General features: G+C 63.8%; 15 protein-coding genes. 4 read left to right on the top strand and 11 right to left on the bottom strand.

The annotated features are described in order from the left end of the window. Positions 1–187 precede the first annotated feature (187 nt). Complete coding sequence (locus C7453_RS05275; RefSeq protein WP_141288702.1) at positions 188–5515, top strand: hypothetical protein; 5328 nt, start codon at positions 188–190, stop codon at positions 5513–5515. Between the two features lie 216 nt (positions 5516–5731). Here C7453_RS05275 and C7453_RS05280 read toward each other — a convergent pair whose 3' ends face one another. The 8 genes from C7453_RS05280 to gpmI all read right to left on the bottom strand — a co-directional run bounded on the left by C7453_RS05280 (position 5732) and on the right by gpmI (position 12340). Further along, positions 5732–6139: a VOC family protein gene (locus tag C7453_RS05280; RefSeq protein WP_114726468.1), complete on the bottom strand. Its 408-nt coding sequence runs from the start codon at positions 6137–6139 to the stop codon at positions 5732–5734. Between the two features lie 387 nt (positions 6140–6526). After that, a complete protein-coding gene (locus C7453_RS05285; RefSeq protein ID WP_141288704.1) occupies positions 6527–6802 on the bottom strand; it encodes a hypothetical protein in 276 nt (91 codons plus the stop codon). 95 nt (positions 6803–6897) lie between these two features. Beyond that, entirely contained in the window at positions 6898–7023 is a 126-nt protein-coding gene (locus tag C7453_RS19595) for a hypothetical protein (protein ID WP_255318156.1), read from the bottom strand. A gap of 67 nt (positions 7024–7090) precedes the next feature. Continuing rightward, a complete protein-coding gene (locus C7453_RS18890; protein ID WP_170143134.1) occupies positions 7091–7267 on the bottom strand; it encodes a hypothetical protein in 177 nt (58 codons plus the stop codon). 71 nt (positions 7268–7338) lie between these two features. Then, complete coding sequence (locus tag C7453_RS05290; RefSeq protein WP_114726470.1) at positions 7339–7845, bottom strand: RNA pyrophosphohydrolase; 507 nt, start codon at positions 7843–7845, stop codon at positions 7339–7341. Continuing rightward, positions 7838–9262, bottom strand: coding sequence for a S41 family peptidase (locus tag C7453_RS05295; protein ID WP_114726471.1), 1425 nt, complete (start codon positions 9260–9262; stop codon positions 7838–7840). The genes C7453_RS05290 and C7453_RS05295 overlap by 8 nt, the downstream gene beginning before the upstream one ends. Before the next feature lie 137 nt (positions 9263–9399). Continuing rightward, positions 9400–10788, bottom strand: coding sequence for a murein hydrolase activator EnvC family protein (locus tag C7453_RS05300; protein ID WP_114726472.1), 1389 nt, complete (start codon positions 10786–10788; stop codon positions 9400–9402). A gap of 1 nt (position 10789) precedes the next feature. After that, positions 10790–12340 (bottom strand): 2,3-bisphosphoglycerate-independent phosphoglycerate mutase, encoded by a 1551-nt coding sequence (gene gpmI / locus C7453_RS05305; RefSeq protein WP_114726473.1) that lies wholly within the window; start codon positions 12338–12340, stop codon positions 10790–10792. 110 nt (positions 12341–12450) lie between these two features. Here gpmI and msrB point away from each other — a divergent pair, with 110 nt between their 5' ends. The 3 genes from msrB to C7453_RS05320 all read left to right on the top strand — a co-directional run bounded on the left by msrB (position 12451) and on the right by C7453_RS05320 (position 13868). Then, entirely contained in the window at positions 12451–12864 is a 414-nt protein-coding gene (gene msrB, locus C7453_RS05310) for a peptide-methionine (R)-S-oxide reductase MsrB (protein ID WP_114726474.1), read from the top strand. Between the two features lie 51 nt (positions 12865–12915). Further along, on the top strand, positions 12916–13572 hold the full coding sequence (gene upp / locus C7453_RS05315) for a uracil phosphoribosyltransferase (RefSeq protein ID WP_114726475.1): 657 nt from the start codon (positions 12916–12918) through the stop codon (positions 13570–13572). An 83-nt stretch (positions 13573–13655) separates the two neighbouring features. Beyond that, complete coding sequence (locus C7453_RS05320) at positions 13656–13868, top strand: dodecin (protein WP_114726476.1); 213 nt, start codon at positions 13656–13658, stop codon at positions 13866–13868. A 28-nt stretch (positions 13869–13896) separates the two neighbouring features. Here the strand turns inward: C7453_RS05320 and C7453_RS05325 are convergent, their stop codons facing one another. The 3 genes from C7453_RS05325 to C7453_RS05335 are packed head-to-tail and all read right to left on the bottom strand — an operon-like array spanning position 13897 to position 16803. Further along, on the bottom strand, positions 13897–15042 hold the full coding sequence (locus C7453_RS05325) for a BMP family ABC transporter substrate-binding protein (protein WP_174787907.1): 1146 nt from the start codon (positions 15040–15042) through the stop codon (positions 13897–13899). A 26-nt stretch (positions 15043–15068) separates the two neighbouring features. Then, positions 15069–15839 carry an alpha/beta fold hydrolase gene (locus tag C7453_RS05330; RefSeq protein ID WP_114726477.1) on the bottom strand — a complete coding sequence of 257 codons (771 nt, stop codon included), beginning with the start codon at positions 15837–15839 and terminating at the stop codon, positions 15069–15071. Further along, complete coding sequence (locus tag C7453_RS05335; protein ID WP_114726478.1) at positions 15832–16803, bottom strand: isopenicillin N synthase family dioxygenase; 972 nt, start codon at positions 16801–16803, stop codon at positions 15832–15834. Before C7453_RS05335 ends, C7453_RS05330 begins: the two co-directional genes overlap by 8 nt. Between the last annotated feature and the right edge of the window lie 2 nt (positions 16804–16805).

Raw genomic sequence — 16805 nt, forward strand, 5'->3', positions numbered from 1 at the left:
CTCGGAAGGGAGATTAGAAAAGCGGCCATTTGCGCCGTCGACATTTACGACAACTACGCGCTCTAAACTAGAACATTGGCGCTCACTGCATATTTCCCGAAGTAGGTTATTGAATCCGTCACTCATATGTGCCGAAATCGAAGCGTAAAACCCTCAATCTGCTACTCGTAATTGCGATATGCTCTAGATGATCTCATGCAATAATACAGAGAAGATGGCGAAGAAGCATACAGATACGACCACGAGCCCGAATGTATCATCAGGGACTAGGACAGTCGTTGCACGCAAACGAGCAGCAACCACCCGCTCCACCGGCGGGGCTGGCTTCGATTTTGAAGATCGTGTCGCTGCGTCGCTTCTACTTCGGATGGTATCAGGTGAGGCGCAGCCCGCCATCGAAGGGTCGGGCATCCATCTACAGACGCAGACCGAGCCTTTGGGCTGGAAGATTGACGACCTCCTCGTCACCACGTCGTCAGCCAGGACGCATCAACGGCTTGCTATCTCCTGCAAGAGCAATGTGCAGGTGACGAGGAACGGTTTTCAGCCGGAATTCGCGGGCCGCGTCCTGCAGCAGTGGCGTGAGGGAAGCACACCGTTCAATCGAGCGACCGATCACCTTGCCCTAGCTTCGCGCGGGCACAACGCCGACTTCGAGGCTACGTGGGCCGATATCAAAGGTTGGTGCGAGGGGCCTGATCCGGCGCTCGCCCTCAGCAGGATCAATGCGTCGCGCAAGCACCGGACGGTGTTCGATAGCTTGCGTAGTCCAGCAGGGTACGAAGCAGCCTCCGATGTGGAAACCGTCGAGATCATCCGCCGGCTTCACGTCCTGCCTTTCGATTTCCAGCTTGCGCAGTCGAATGACAATTCTCGGATGATTGCTCAATGCAGGCAACTCCTTGTTAGCCGTAGCCAGGTGGAGGCGGAGAACCTCTGGAAGGATATCATCGACGCAGCGCGAGACACGAGGTTGGGTTCGGGCACCCTGCCGTTTACCGTGGTGTGGGATCGGCTGAGGAAGAAATATGCTCTGCGAGCACATCCCGACTACGCGGCCTCGTGGGATACGCTTTCGACGCTCACCATCGACTACCGCGACAACATTCAAACCGAGCTGCCAGCAGGATATACCGTTGACCGTTCGCACCCTCGCGCCGAACTGGAAGAGCTCATCAAGTCCACCAGCGTGGCAGTCGTTCTCGGCGACTCGGGCGTTGGGAAGTCTGCTCTCGTCAAGGACACGCTCGACGACCGGTTTACGAACAGGAATCAGGTCTGGCTTGGGCCGGATGAACTGGCTGCAACTCTGAGCGCCGTAAAGCGTCTTAGTTTATCGCTCTCACACCCGCTCCCCGAAGTCCTGAACGCCACAAGCCATGCACGTAACGTGCTGGTGCTGGATTCCGCTGAGCGGTTCAGCGACACCGACTTGGTCGCCACGAAACGTCTGATCGAGCTGATAACCGCTCCTAGCGAAGGCGTGGAAGACGCAACATGGCGCATTGTCATTGTAAGTCAGCAGCAGAACTGGCGAACTATATCCCAGCGGCTTCTGGTTTCAACACCACCAAAAGTCGTTACCGTAAATGCGTTGAATGCGGAGCAGGTACGGGCCGCTCTTCTATCCAGCCTCACGCTTCGCTGGCTTGCTACCCACAATGAGACCGTTGTCGCGCTTACCAACCTTAAAACCCTCTCCTGGGTGATGACCGCTGGCGGCGCGATGGGGACCGATAGTGGCGCACTTGCTTCCCATACAGCGATTGCGGATCAACTATGGGATTTTTGGACGAACGGTCGACTTGATGTGCAGGGATTGATTATGCGCCTTGCCCGGCGCGAAGCCTCCTTCGAACGGAGCTTTGCGATCTCGGCGCTTGATCCTGCAGATGCGACCATTTTCCAGAACAGGCCGTCACAACTGCCACTGTTCATCCGCCGCAATCGGATCGAATTCGAGCACGATCTTGCGGCTGATTGGGCGCGATTCCAACATCTCAAGGAGATCGCGGACGATGTGCCAACATGGGCCGCATACGCAGTAAACCCCTTGTGGACCGGCGCTCTTCGCATGTTGGGGCAGTACCTTCTGCGAGAAAAAATCGGTGCCGAAACCGCTTGGGATCAAGCATTTCGCGCCGTCGAGGGAGGACAACCTCCCCTCGCCATGGACGTATTGCTCGATGCGATTTGCCTAGACCCGGAAGCTGAGCGCTTTCTGAACGAGCGCGCCGAATTCCTTTTCGCGAACCGCGGAAGATGGCTCGACAGTTTGCTCCGCCGCTTTCGGCATGTCGCATCCATGCCCAGCGTAGCGCCGACATTGTTAAACGCCGACACGTCGATGGGCCTTTACCTCGACGCCAATTTCCGCACGCTGGTCATTGGGCGATGGCCACCCATCGCGAACTTTCTGGCCAAGCACGAAGCGCGCGTCGCGGATTTGATGCTGCCTTCCGTGTCCGCTGTTTGCGAGACATGGCTCAACGGCGTTTCGTCCCTGATTGGTGATACCCCGACACCGTACCGCAAGGAATTTGCGCAGCTTGCGCTTCGGATTGCTCAGGTAGTTCAGGCGGATAAAATGCGCGGCACAATCTATAGCGGTCACGACGACCTAACCTTCTTTTCTTCTGCCTTGGCAGGCGCGCCTGACTTCCCGGAGAAGGTGGCGGCATGGGCTCTTGAAATGGTGGGCCGCCGGGAGCCATCGGATTTTGTTCGCGAACGCGTAGCGGAAGCCAACCGTAAAGAAGCCGAGAAGCGAGCTGAGCGGCTTGGGACTGATCTGACCTATCGGGCGGCGGAGCAAAAGCGCGGGCGGTCGTCGAGAGGTCCGATGATGATCTCGTCGACGTACGCCCTTCCTGCGTGGCCACTCGGACCTCAGCATCGACTTGACCGCGATTTCGTAAATATGGCGTTCAAATCGAATCCGCTCATGGCGCTAATGCATGCAAACCCTGCTGCAGCGGCTGAATTACTGATAGCCCTCCACATTGAGGACAACCCCGAAGAGAAATTTGGTTCTTCTACGCGTATCGAACCTGAGCTGGGTCTTTCTCATCAACGGGAAGCTTACCCGAGTGCTTTCTGGAAGAGTCCCTTCTTCTCCTTCCTCCAAATCGCACCTAAAGAGGCTGTGGGTGCGTTGATCGCGCTCGTCAACTTTGCGACCGAGCGATGGGCTGCTGATCAATCTGCCTCTTCGAGCACGGTGCCAAGCATCGACCTTCTCATTGGGGATGTAATCGTCAGCTACCCGGGGGATGGTGCGGTATTCTGCTGGGGGCAGACCAACTCATTTCGGAACGGTACACTGTTCTCTACCCTTGATGCGTTGGAGCGGTGGCTGACGATTCAACTGCAGTATGGGTATGACTGCTCGGAATATATCGAACGGCTGTTAGCTCAGGGCAAATCGACGGCTTTCCTCGGCGTCCTCACCAACGTCGCAAAATTCGAGCCGAAGCTTCTGGCCGGCCAATTAGCCCCCCTCCATGCGCATCCCGCGATCTTCATCTGGGATGAGGATAGGGTAAAGGAGATCGGGCAAAGCTTCGACGCATGGCACTGGGTTAAGCTCGGCGACAAGATCTTCGAGTTTGCGAAAGCATGGGTCTTTGCACCTCATCGTATGCGCACCTTACGCGGGGTGGCAGTCGACCTTCTCAAGACTGATCCGGTCGTAGCAGCCGCTCTGAAGCAATCATGCGCTGCCTGGGAATTCCCTAAAAATACGACACGCGCCACGGAAATCCGAACCCTTCAGGCAACACTTGACTACGACAACTACCGTCCCGGCAATACATCTAGCGAAAGCAACAGAGAACTGGCGTTCAAATGTCCCGACGAGCTTCAAAGGGAAATCGAAGAGAGGCATTCAGTGCAGGAGGATCGGGCCCGCGGCATCGTTATCCCCTATCAGTGCAAGGAGTGGCTGGGCAACGGGGCAGCGCTCAGCGATCAGAATGCGCAGGAGATCGCTGACTATCTCCAGGTGGTCGAGACGAACAACACGCTTGACGAAGAAGTCAAAACGTTGAACGCATTGGCACTTTCTTCGGCGCTCATCGGGTGTTGCTATCCATGGATTTCGGGACGCCCTGAAACCTTTGAGCGCGCCTGCGTCGCCGTGAAAGCGGCGGCGCTCTCGACACCGGACGACGCGGAAGGAATCCTCCGTTATCGAATCAGTGGATTTGAGCAAGACATCCCGCTCTGGGGCCATGCGGTCATGAAGCTCTGGATGCACGACGTACAGAACCGCGAAGTCTGGGAGCCTCTCGTCCTTAGGCTTTTATCGAGTGGCGATGCCCGCGCTGTCGGCATCGTCAGCGACGCTGCCTATCAAAATCGTGCAGTGTTGGGCGATGCGTGGTGGAGAGTCCTGCAACTAGGACTGTTCTGGTCTGCGCTCGTGATGCTGGCACCGTATCACGACGACAATGGGATCGCGCCTGCTGTTTGGAATCGGTGGCTCGCGAAGTTTCGGCGAATGAAGATCTTCGGCGTGAAGGCGAATGCCGACGCACTCGACCTTCACCGGATCATCAAGGGTTACGAGCGTCTAGAGGCTGACGGTTGGCAACGCGAGTTCGCGTCGGACAGACCGGGCTGGCATCGCCGCGACCCGGCCGACAGGACGTCTATCGGGCTTGAAACACGTTTCCTCAGTGTCCTCTTCCAATGGCTTCTCGGCCGTGAGCAACCGCTCGGAGCAGACACCGCAGCAACCGAATTGAGCCTTTGCCTAAAGCTTTGGGACGCTGAGGTCCGCAACATGAAGGCGCGGCAGAAAGAGGATGGTGAATATCCTCTGCCAAGCGACCTTGGCTACGATCTCGTCCGCAAATTCGCATCGATGATTGTCGTAGGACCAGCAGACCAGGCCCCCAAACTGTGGGAGGCGGTCTTCGCGCTTGGGAATGATGGCCATGCCGCCGTCGAGCAATTCATCAACGCATTCATGCTCCTGCCAGGCAAATGCGACGCCGTCAGGTTCTGCGCCGCATGGCGTGAGATGATCGTCTTTAGTCTCGCGCAAGGCTGGGAAAAGCGCAACCGCTGGTATTACGGCGAACGCTATTTGCGCAGCCTACTCGGTTTCGGGCACGCTGCACTGACGAAACTGGCGGACCGGGCTGCGGCAGTCCACGGCCTCAAGGACCTCTATAAACTGTGGGCCGAAGCACACCTGCGCCTCAAAGAGGATAACGTTGTGGGTTTTGCCTACTTTCTTGCGGGCGAATTCGCTGCGCCGATCCGTCTGGAAGGGATTCAGTGGCTCGCATCGGGCATAGCGAACGGAACCGTATCCACGCGGTTCTCTCGCGATCAAGCCGGCCCTGCATTGGTAGAGTTGTTAGACGCCGTGATAAACGAGAACAGTATCGAGTTACAGAGAAACCGGCCTGCTTTGGAGGCAGTGATCGCAATCGCAGCCGAGCTGGTCGCCAAGAATATCGACAATGCATTCGTGCTGCAGGAGCGTATTAAGCTTCTCAGGTAGGGCGGGAGGTTGCCGGCTTACACAGTCTGTTCTGCCCTAAACCTGTCGGATCGCTACGCTCCCCATTCGGCAGTTCAGCTTCGGATAAATCTTGTCCGCTATGCGGAGAAGCTCTTCGAAGAACGTACGTCCGAAATGAGGGCGGTTGCTGCCTGTCTGATCCAGCATCACAGATCAGACAAGCAGTTCAGGTTACTCAGCCGCTCATGCTGGGCATTATTGTGGGTTTCCGTGATACGCTTCTACGGGCCGAACCGGGGTTAATGTCGTGATTTCGATGAAGTAGCCACCCTTCGCTCGAAAGTAGAAAGACCACGCGCCATGTGCGTCGCGTGGTACCTGCACCTCCCAGCCGTCCCCGCTCAGGCGCTTATAGAGAGCATCGACGTCTTCGCGAGACTTTTGGATGAAACCAATGTGCAGAATGTCGAATCGCTTGGGATAATCGAAGCCTTCGAGTTTGTTGTCGAAATGGTTGACGATCAGTACCAGCCCGTCATTGTCCTGCATAATGGCCATCTTGGTTCCACGCACAACGAGAGTGCGCAGGCCGAAATATTGTTCGAACATTGCGCGATCAGCCTCAGTATCGTGGCTGTAGAGGTTGATGTGGTTCAGCTTCATGGCTGTGTCTTTCCGTTGGTGAGACGGACACGAGCCGGTCGCAACGCGGACAGCAACGACCGACCACGGACGAGGCCAATCCTCGTCGTGTCCGGCCATGGCCAAGAGCGGGTTTATTCGCTCAAGCGTGACTGTCTCCGGAGAGACCACAGGTTGTCACCGTACCTGCATCGCTGTCTTTTTAGGCAAAATCGACTTTGCTGACGCCAGCAGCAGCGGTCAAGCGGCATCTTCAGCCATGTCCGCTTCGTAGAAGCTTATTGAATGACGAAAACGGCCAATAAGAGGGCGTAAAGAGCAGCTCTGCTGCCGCCTGCGGCGCCCAACACCACTGGCCGACCTGCATTGCACATTACCAGGTGATTAGCGGTGCCTTGTACACCCCAGCTATCGTCCGTGAACTGCTCCACGACGAAATTGGCGACCGTCGGCGCGCGCGATCGTTCTTCCATGTTCGCTCGGCAGGTCGGTCAAGGCCTGGATTGCTCCGTGCACCGGCTCGTCGTTGAGCACCGTCAGCCTGCCGACCGCGCCGATGCCGAGTGCCCAGCGTGGCCCGAACGTGTTGGCAACCCAATGGATGATCGGTGCGTCGATCGGCGTGCCACCGAGCGCCATGCCCAGGCCCACGCCCACGCGCAGCGCCATTACGCGCCCGCGCATTTCGGGCGCTGTTTCAAGCTGTTCGTTGTATTGGTGTGGGGCAGTGTGGCTATGCCGATCATGACCAGGGCCGCCGCAAAGACCCAGTAGGTGGGTCAATGGCCGGCTCTCGCGCAGCCGGTGCCGAAGATGCCCGCGCCGGTCAGCAGCAGGTCGAAGCGGGACTCCTTTCGGCCTGAACCGAGGAATGCTTCTGGTATCGTGCCGATCAGGAAGAACATGATCAGGATCGCCCGTAGGTCGCCGCGACCCACGCATAGTGGAAACCCTCGGAGAAACCACCTTTTTTCAGGTATGCGCGGATGGTTGGTCGCAGATCGCCGGCCCGTAGCGCCATTGATCAGGAAAGCCCAGCCCCTGCCGATTGCCGCGATCACGGTCCTCGTCATGGGGGCGGATCATGCGCGCGGCATTGAAGGAGGTGGAGTTGAGCGATATCGCATTGTCCAGGTCCGCGTTTCCCACGCGTTCGGCCGCGAATGTCTGGCGGACGGGGGGGGCGAATGCGGCGGCTATGCGGGGCGGATGCGCCGGGGTCAGGGCCGGGGGTGTGCGTAGGGCGCGAAATCTTGTGCCAGGGTCTGGTAGATGGGGCGCTTGAAGCCGACATTGCGGTCGGGCAGCGTGGCGAGGTCGATCCATTGCCAGGCGTCGAATTCCGCCGGCTGGTGGGCATCTAGCCGGATGTCGGCGTCGGTGCCGGTGAAGCGCAGGGCGAACCATTTCTGGGTCTGGCCGCGATAGCGGCCGCCGAGGACCTTGCCGAGCAGGGCGGGGGGCAGGTCGTAGGTCAGCCATTGCGGGTGGACGGCGAGGATGTCGGCGCGGTTGGTGCCGATTTCCTCGTGCAGTTCGCGCAGGACCGCCTGTTCGGGGTCCTCGCCCGCGTCGATGCCGCCTTGCGGGCATTGCCAGACGCCTTCGGACAGCGGGCCGCCGGCGCCGGGCTGGTCGGTACGCCGGCCGATCAGGATCTGGCCCCGGTCGTTGAATAGCATTGCCCCGACATTGCGGCGGTAGGGCAGGGACGCCGCGTCAGTCATGACGCGGCGGGTTGGCCGGCGTGGCGGCCGCCGTGTGCTGGCCGGTGGCCATGGCGCGCACGATCTTCAGCCCCTGCTGCAACTGGAAGTCGGTCGTGGGCTTGGTCATGTCGAAGGCCGGCCAGTTGGCCGGCGGTTCGTTGGGGATGGACGAGACGATCGGCGGCATGTCGACGCGCGCCGGCGGCTTGGCGGTGTTGCCGCCCTGGTTCTTGATGATGTGGCTGAGGTCGGCTTCGCGGATGCTGTAGCCGGGGTCCTCGCGCGTTTCGCGCACCGTCACGTCGGGGACGATGCCCAGGCCCTGGATGGAGCGGCCGGACGGCGTGTAGTAGCGCGCCGTGGTCAGGCGCAGCGCGCCGTCGCCGGGGATCGGCAGGATGGTCTGCACCGAGCCCTTGCCGAAGGATTTCTCGCCGACCAGGACGGCGCGCTGATGATCCTGCAGAGCGCCGGCGACGATTTCGCTGGCCGAGGCCGAGCCGCCATTGATGAGCACCACCATCGGCAGGCCGTCGGTGATGTCGGTGCCGTGGGCGTCCCAGCGCTGGCTCTCCTGCGCATGGCGGGCGCGGGTGGAGACGATTTCGCCATTGCGGATGAAATCGGCACTGACGCCGATCGCCTGGTTCAGCAGGCCGCCCGGATCGGACCGCAGGTCCAGCACCAGGCCGGTCAGGTGGCCATGGGCATCGGCCTTCAGCTTGCGATAGGCGGCTTCCAGCCCCGGCGTGGTTTCCTCGTTGAACTCGGACACCCGGATATAGCCCGTCGAATCATAGAGGGCCGACTTGATCACCTGGATGTGGATGACCGCCCGCGTCATCGTCACGATGATCGGCTTGGGTGTCTTCTCGCGGATCAGGGTCAGGGTGATCTTGGTATCCGGCTTGCCGCGCATGCGCTGCACGGCTTCGTCCAGCGGCAGGCCGTCGATGTTCTTGCCGTCGATGGCGACGATATAGTCGCCGGTCTTGATGCCGGCCTTGGCGGCGGGCGTGTCGTCGATCGGCGAGACGACGCGGATGTGGCTGTCATCGGCCTGGACTTCCAGCCCCAGCCCGCCGAACTCGCCCTTCGTGCGGGTTTGCAGGTCGGCGTACTGTTTTTCGGTCATGTAGGAGCTGTGCGGGTCGAGGCCGCTCAGCATGCCATTCAGCGCGTTGATGATCAGTTCGCGGTTGGAGACCTGATCGACGTAATTCGCCTTCACCTGTTCCAGCACATGGCCGAACAGCGACAGGAGGCGGAAATTCTCGGCCGGAGAATCCGAATCGCCGTCCTTGGCCAGGCTGGCGGCGAGGGCGTTGGAGGTCAGGCTGTTTCCCCCGGAGAGGGAGAGGTGGGCGATCTGTGGCCCCGCCGCGATGCCCGCCAGAAAGGCGCAGCCAAGCAGCAGGCCGGTGCGGAACGTCATACCGTGCGTCTCCTGAGTGAAACCGCCCCTGCCGTGGACGGGTGGAGCCCGTGCCGTCGGGAAACGGCCCGGACCATCGTCATTCGGACGATCTTATACCGAACTCGTGCCGGGCGGAAACCGCCGAGAGAGAAGGACTACAGAAACGGAGCGGGATCGACCGCCCCGCCGCCGTGCCGCAACTGCACGAACAGGGTCGGCCGCGCGCCCTGGCCCGACCAGTCGGGCATGCGGCCCAGCGGGGCGCCGTGGGCGAGCGCCTGGCCGGTCGAGACGGCGAGTGCGCCCAGCCCCGCCAGCACGAAACGGTAATGGCGCCCGCAATTGAGGATGACCATCTGGCCGTAGGAGCGGAAGGCGCCGGCGAAATCGATCTGCCCGGCGCAGGGCGCGCGCACCGTGGCGGCCGAAGGGGGGGCGTAGGTGATGCCGGATGCCGGCCCGGCCTCGGTCGTGGCGCCCCAGGCGGTGACGATGGTGCCCGGCACGGGGGCCCCGCGCCCGGCCGGCGTGCCCGGTGGCGGCGTGGCGAGGCCGGGGCCCGGCCCCTGGGCGATGGCGGCGGCCCGGGCACGGGCGGCCGCGGCCTCGTCGGCGCGATGGGCGCGGATGGCGGCCTGGGCGGCCTGTTCCAACTGGTCCTCGGCTGCTTTTTCCAGGGCTTCGATCCGGTTGACGGCGTCTTGCAGGCTGCTGGCCCTGCGCGTTGCGTCCTCGACCCGGCGGGCGGCCTGGGTGGCGGCGCTGTTCGAGCGCTGCTGGGCCTGGCGTGCGGCCTCGGCGGCGCGGGCGACGCTGTCGCGCTGGGCGGCCTGCTTCTGCTGGAGTGCGGCCAGTTGCGTGCCCTTGGCTGCCAGGTCGGAATCCAGTTTTGCCAGGATGGCGCGGCGGGCACGGATGGCGTTGGCCCGCTGTTCGAGCTGCGCCGACAGGCCCTGGATGACCAGCAGGCCCGCGATGGCGCGGTCGGGCGGGACCGGTGCGGCCAGCAGCGTATCGGCGGGATAGCGCGCCAGCCGTGCCGCGAGCGGCAGCATGGGGGTGACCGCCGCCGAGTCGCGGTCCAGCTCCGCACGGAGCCGGGTCTGTTCGGCCCGCAGGGTGGCCACGCGGTCGCTCAGGTCGGCGGTCTGCTGTTCGGTCTGCTGCAATTGCGTGGTGGCATCGACCGTTGCCTCCGACAGGGCGGCGGCTTTGGCGGCGTCCTGGCGGGCCTGGGCGCGGGCGGCGTCGCGGGCGGCGGTGCGGGCTGCCAGGTCGCGGGCCTGAAGCTGCTGGCGGGCAATCAGCGCCTGCTGGGCGGCATGGGCCTGCGCCACCGCGCGGCGCGCAGCAGCGGCGGCGTGATCGGCAGCCGCGCTCTGGCTGGCGTGCGGTGCGGCGTGGTGGTGTGGGCTGGTGTGGGACGTATGAGACGGGGCTGCATCGGACGGGGCCGGAATAGCCAGCCCGGCGAGCAGTCCGGTGGCCAGGAGCGGCGTAAACGCGCGTAGGATCGCTGCCGGCGCGCGTTTACAAACGGACATCTCAGAAGCCGTGCTTCGGCACCAGCAGCGATGTTCCCGTCATCGCATCCGGTTGCGGCAGGCCCATCAGGGCCAGCAGGGTGGGGGCGAGGTCGGACAGGCGGCCGTCATGCAGGGTGACTTCCCGCGCCCCGGACAGCACCACGGGGACCACGTTGAGGGTGTGGGCCGTGTGCGGGCCGCCGGTCTCTGGGTCGAACATCGTCTCGGCATTGCCGTGATCGGCGGTGACCAGGATGGCGCCGCGCTGGCGGTGGATGGCCTCGACCAGTTGCTTGAGGCCCCGGTCCACGGCCTCGATCGCCTTGACCGCCGCGCTGAAGACGCCGGTGTGCCCGACCATGTCCGGATTGGCGTAGTTGAGGATGATCAGGTCGTAGGTGCCGCTGTTGATGGCCTGGACGGCCTTTTCGGTGAGTTCGGGCGCGGACATTTCCGGCTGGAGGTCGTAGGTCGCGACCTTGGGCGAGGGGACCATGATCCGGTCTTCGCCCGGCAGTTCGCCTTCCTTGCCGCCATTGAGGAAGTAGGTGACGTGGGGATATTTCTCGGTTTCGGCCATGCGCAACTGGCGCTTGCCGGCCCTGGAGACCACGTCGCCCAGCAGGTCGTCGAGCGATTGCGGGGGGAACAGCACGCCGATCAGGGCCGCGAGGCGATCGCTGTAGCGCGTCATGCCGACGGCGGCCGAGACCTGGACCACGCGCGAGCGGGAGAAACCCTGGAAATCCTTCTCCAGCACGGCATCCAGCAACTGGCGGATGCGGTCGGCGCGGAAATTGAAGGACAGGACGGCGTCGCCATCCTTCATGCCGCCATAGGCGCCGAGGACGGTCGGCGGCAGGAACTCGTCGGTCGTGCCGGCCTTGTAGGCGGCGTCGAGCACCGCCAGCGGGTCTTCGCCGTGCGGGCCCTCGGCCGAGACGATGGCGTCGTACGCCTTTTCGACCCGCTCCCAGCGGCGGTCGCGGTCCATGGCGAAATAGCGGCCCGAGATGGTGGCGATGGTGACGGTGGTCGGGAGGTCGTTGAGCAGGCGGGTGACGTAGTCGCGGCCCGAATGCGGGGGCGTATCGCGGCCGTCGGTAAAGATGTGGAAGGCGACCGGCACGCCGTTACTGGCGAGGATCCTGGCGAGTGCCACGGCGTGGTCCTGATGGGAATGCACGCCGCCGGCCGAGACCAGGCCCATCAGGTGGCAGGTGCCGCCGGTTTTTTTTACCGCCGCGATCAGGTCGGTCAGGGTCGGGTTGGTTGCCAGGCTGCCGTCACGGATGGCGGCGAAGATGCGCGGCAGTTCCTGCATGACGACGCGGCCGGCACCGATATTGAGGTGGCCGACCTCGGAATTGCCCATCTGCCCTTCCGGAAGGCCGACATCCTCGCCACATGTTTTGAGGAAGGCGCGGGGGCCTTCCTGCCACAGGCGGTCGAAAGTGGGGGTATGGGCCGCGCGCACGGCGTTGTCGGCCACGTCCTCGCGCCAGCCGAAGCCGTCGAGGATGACGAGCATGACGGGACGGCGGGGATGAAGCTGGGTCTGGTCGGCCATGGGTATTCTCTCCCGTTATTTTGTCGCCCATGATGGCACCGATTGCCGGGATTGCGAATGCCCGGGACGGGGTTCCGGCGAGATCGGTGCCCTTGGATGGAGGAAGCGTGATGACACCGAACGAAGCGAACCCGACGGATGGCCCGGCCTGCGGCAGTGGCTGCGGCCCGCTGACGCCGGAGCAGATGCGCGTGATGCGCGACCATGGCACCGAGCGCCCCGGATCGAGCCCGCTGAACCATGAAAAGCGGGCTGGGCTTTATCGTTGCGCGGCCTGCGGCACGCCGCTGTTCCGCTCCGAGGCCAAATATGACAGCGGCAGCGGCTGGCCCTCCTATTACGACGTGCTGCCGCATGCGGTGGAGAGCCATACCGATACCAGCCACGGGATGGTCAGAACCGAAATCCATTGCGCGTCCTGCCAGGGGCATCTGGGGCATCTTTTCCCCGATGGGCCGCGGCCGACCGGGCTGCGCTACTGCATCAACGGGCTGGCGTTGAATTTTGTGCCCGATGCCGCCTGAGAGGGCGGGTAGCCCTTTCGGTTGCGCCACGATCTGCCGTAAAAGGGCAGAATGAGCGAGAATGTGATTACCCCCCCTTCCGCGCCCGTGGTGGTGCTGGATCATCCTCTGGTTCAGCACAAGCTGACCCGGCTGCGCCAGGCGAGCACGTCGACCGCCGGTTTCCGCCGCCTGACGCGCGAGATCAGCCTGCTGATGGCCTATGAGGCCACGCGGGACCTGCCACTGGAGACAGTGGAGATCGAGACGCCGCTGGAGCACATGGAAGGGCGCCTGCTCTCGGGCAAGAAGCTCTGCCTGGTGTCGATCCTGCGGGCGGGTAACGGCATTCTGGACGGGATGCTCGATCTGCTGCCGGCCGCCCGGGTGGGGCATATCGGCCTGTTCCGCGACCCGGAATCGCTGGAGCCGGTCGAATATTACATGAAGCTGCCCGAGGATATCGACGTGCGGGTCTGCATCGTCGTCGATCCGATGCTGGCGACGGGACACAGTGCCGCTGCGGCGATCGACCGGCTGAAGACCGCGGGGGCGCGGCAGCTTGTCTTCGTCTGCCTGCTGGCGGCGCCCGAAGGGGTGGCGTTTCTCTCGGCGGCGCATCCCGACGTGAAGATCATTACCTGCTCCATCGACCGCGAACTGGACGAGCACGGCTATATCCGGCCCGGTCTGGGCGATGCCGGGGACCGGTTGTTCGGCACCAAGTAGCCGGCCGGAACCCGGGCCGGCGGGAGCCGTTGTTCCTCTGTCGGAGGCTGTTGGAACAGCCTCTCGGGACAGGGAGGAACATCATGTCCGGACATGTCTACAAGGTGGTTGAACTGGTGGGTTCGTCGCCCGACACGATCGAAGCCGCGATCGGCAGTGCGCTGTCGCGTGCGTCCGACAGTGTTCATGCGATCCGCTGGTTCGAGGTGGTGAATACGCGCGGCCACGTCGTCAATGGCCAGGTCGGCCATTATCAGGTGACGCTGAAGGTCGGCTTCACCATCGACGAGACCTGAGCCGCCCGATCGCGGATCGGGCGGAGCGTCAGTCCAGGCCGTAGACGCCGTCCAGTGGCCAGTTCCAGTGATAGAGGCTGAAATCGTCCATGCGTTCGCCGGAGGCAACGCGGATGCGGTTGTGCGTATCGCGTAGCGGGCCGACGAAGGGGGACCAGCCGGCCATGATCCGGTCACGCGCGGCATCGGCCTGTTGCCGCACGGCCTCGGGCACCCGCGCGCCCCATGCATCGCGATCGACACCGGCCCCGAGCGGCAGCAATCGAGCGGTCGGAGTCCAGCTTCCATCCAGGCGGGCGCGTACCTGATCGACGTAATAATTCCGGAAATCATAGACGACGGAGCTGAGATAGGCGTCGGGGCCGCTCGCGCGCTGGTCGGTGCTGGACATGACGCCCCACAGGCCGCGCTGCTGGGCGAGACGCAGATAGCTGGGCTCGTCCATGATGCCGGCCAGGACGTCGCATCCATTGTCGGCCAGGGCGGCGGCCGCGCCAAGCGCGCCCTGCGGGTCGAACCACGCGTTGATGGACACGACATGCATGGTCGTGTCGGGACGGACAGAGCGTGCGCCCAGCAGCAGCGCGTTGGCGCTGCCATAGACGCTGGGCAGCGGGAAGGACGCGATGAAGCCGAGGCGGCCGGTGCGCGTCAGCCGGCCGGCGGCGATGCCGATGACGTAGGACGCATACCAGTGCGCGATATAGTACCAGCCGATATTATGGGCCAGGCGGTTACTGTCGCATTGTACGAAGGCGACCTCCGGCGCGCGTTCGGCGACTTCGGTGAGGAAATCGCCGTAATCGGCGCCGGCCAGGACCATGTTCGCGCCCTCGGCCACGAACTGGCGGAGGATGCGTTCGGCGTCGGCCGAAAAGGGGACATTTTCCACCCAGACGGTGCGCAGGCGCGGAAAGGCGGCATGGACGGCCTGGACCGCGCGATTATGCAGCGAACTCCAGCCGCCATCGGTGACCGGGCTGATATGCGCGATGGCGAGGAGGGCATCTTCCTCGCGGATCGGGGGGAGGGGTGGTGTGGACCATTGGGCGGTCAGCCTGGCCAGGACCGGGTCGTCGGGCGGGAGGTCGCGGCTGATGGCGCGGCTGGGCGGCAGGGCCGTGGCGACCGAGGCGGCGGTGGCCATGTGCAGGAGACCCCGGCGTGTGGTCATGCGGGGTCCGGGCAGCCGGATGCGGGTCATCCGGGGGAATCGAGGAAGGGCAGCAGGATGTCGAGCAGCGCATCCGGGGCGACGACATGGGGAGCGTGGCCGGTGTCGATGGTGCGGATGGTCGCGCCGGGGAGCCGGTCGCACATGAGGCGCTGCAACGGCAGGGTGACGGACCTGTCGCGAAGGGCCTGGACGTAGAGGCGCGGGATGGTGCCGAAACGCTCCGGCGTCAGATGCGCGGTCAGGGCGCGGCCGCGTTCGCCCTGTGGCGTGAGGCGGCGGGAAGCCGCCACCGCGAGGGCCGGGGGGTAGTCCTGGAGGAAGAAGGCGATGGCGGCTTCCGGCGGGACGACGGAAATTTCGCCCGGTATCGGCCAGTCGAGCCATGGGGTGACGCCGGAGGCGGTCGGGTCGGTGGGCAGCAGGTGGTTGACCATGTCCGCGAAGCCGGTTTCCGACGGCAGCATCATGCCGGCGATATAGACCAGCCGGCGCGTCAGGCCGGGGTGCCGTTCGGCCAGGGCCGAGGCGACGACCCCGCCGCCGGAATGGGCGACGATGCTGAACGGGCGCCCGATGTCGGCGACGATCCGGTCGAGATGGTCCAGATAGGCCGGCAGGGAAGCGGTGGCGGGCGGCGCGCCGTCGGCACCGTTGCCGGGGAGATCGACGGCGATGGCCGGGCGCTGATCGCCGCGCCGGGCGAGTGCCGCGCGGAAGCCGTCCCAGACCCATGCGCCCTGCCAGGCGCCGTGGATGAGCAGGAGCGGTGCGGCACCGGTTTCGGTATCAGCCATAGGTGCGGCGATACATGGCGCGCAGGTGGTCCTGCACGGTGACGGGCGGGTAGCGCGGGGTTTCGCCCGGTTCCAGGGAGCCGGGCAGGCAGGAGACCGTGTAGTCGGCGTTGCCGGTGTAGAAGAAGGGCACGGAATAGCGGTCGCCGCCTGATGTGTTGACGACGCGGTGCAGCGTGGAGCGGTAGCGGTCGTTGGTCCAGCGCGCGATCATGTCGCCCAGATTGACGACGAAGCTGCCGGGGATGGGGGTGGCGTGAATCCAGCAATCATCCGGCCCGCGTACTTGCAGGCCGCCGCTCTGGTCCTGGAGCAGGAGGGTGAGGCCGCCGAAATCGGTGTGGGCACCGCAGCCTTTCTCGCCGGGCTGCGGGTTGGCGGGCTGGGGCGGGTAGTGCAGCAGCCGCAGGGTGATCTGGGGATCACGGCAATAGGTGCTGAAAAAATCTTCCGCCAGTCCGAGGGACAGGGCCAGGCCCTGCATCAGCCGCTCCGCGATGACGGTCAGGGCGGCGGAATAGGCCATCATCGTCGGACGGAAGCCGGGCACGGCCATGGGCCACTGGTTGGGGCCCTGGTTGAAGCGCAGACCGCCCGATTCCGGCTGCTCCGTGCCGATATAGAAGCCTTCCTTGAGGTCGGGCGGGGTGCCGGCTTCGAGTGTCTGGTTGCGGAGCGGCTCGTATCCGCGATTGCAGGAGGACAGGGATTTGTCGAGGCGGATCTTGTCTTCCGCCGGCAGGGCGAAGAAATGCCGGCTTTCCGCCAGTACGGCGTCGATCAGGCCCTGTGGTACGCCGTGATCGACGCAGTAGAAGAAACCGGTCTGCGTGCAGGCGGCGCGCAGGGCGTCGCCGACGGCCTGGCGTTCTGCCGGGTCGGCCGCGCAGAGGCCGGCAATCGAGATGACCGGCAGGGAATCGGCGCCGACCTGTCGGGCGTCCAGCTTTGTCGGATTGTCCATGC

The sequence above is a fragment of the Gluconacetobacter liquefaciens genome (assembly GCF_003350405.1).
Classification (GTDB): domain Bacteria; phylum Pseudomonadota; class Alphaproteobacteria; order Acetobacterales; family Acetobacteraceae; genus Gluconacetobacter; species Gluconacetobacter liquefaciens.